Source organism: Nocardioides ginkgobilobae (genome assembly GCF_054781275.1).
Map to the genome: position 1 here is coordinate 1 of NZ_BAAGUS010000056.1, position 808 is coordinate 808.

The window sequence follows — 808 nt, forward strand, 5'->3', positions numbered from 1 at the left end:
CGACCTGGTCGGTGGTGGCCGCCGCCCCCTTTGGGCAGATCCCATGGCCACCACCGGGCAGTTCTCGTGACCGTCAGCGGGCAGGTCTTATGTCCGCCACTGGGCAGTTCCTACTGTCCCTTGACAGTCGCGCGTGCCGCAGGTCGTATGGACGTCGAGCCAGCACGGTGTCGATCTGGGAGGGGGCCAGGGCCTCGACGCGCGCACGCGCCCACGCTCTACCTATGGTCTCGGGTGACACGAGCGCGGTGTACGGCGGGCTCAAGGGTTTCCCGGCCTTGCCCGTCCGCGCGACGAACAGGTGTCCGTCGGGGCCGCAGGACCAGGTGTTCACATGCGAGCGGAGGATCTTGATCGCTCGCGCATTCAGCGGCACACGGCGAGTGTCCGACCGCGAGCGGTGCTTCAACGGGGGTTGCTCGCGGTGTCCTTCAGCAGCTCCAGCGCACGCCTGCTGGCCTTGAGCTCGGTCTCGAGGTCGGCGATGCGCTTGCGCGCTGCGACCAACTCGGCATTCTCGGCTGAGGTCAGACCGGGAGCGAGTCCCTTGTCGATCCTGTCCTGGCGACGCCAGACGTAGATCGAGGCCTCGCTGATCCCTAAGTCGTACGCGACCTGAGCGACCGAGCGCCCTTCCTCAAGCAAGTCGATCACCTTGCGACGAAACTCCGGCGGATAACCGGCTCTTCGTACTTCAGGTGGGGATGAGGGTGTCGAGTCCTCCGCCGATGAGGAGCATGCGTAGCCGGTAGTTGTTGTAGTTGCGGAAGCCGCGGGCGACGCGGCGGTGGAGCTCGATGAGGCCGTT

General features: G+C 66.2%; 1 protein-coding gene. It reads right to left on the reverse strand.

The window, feature by feature from the left end; translation table 11 throughout:
• Positions 1-405: 405 nt before the first annotated feature.
• The coding region (locus ACYVID_RS18170; protein WP_460739479.1) for a transposase at positions 406-808 on the reverse strand (403 nt) is incomplete at its 5' end.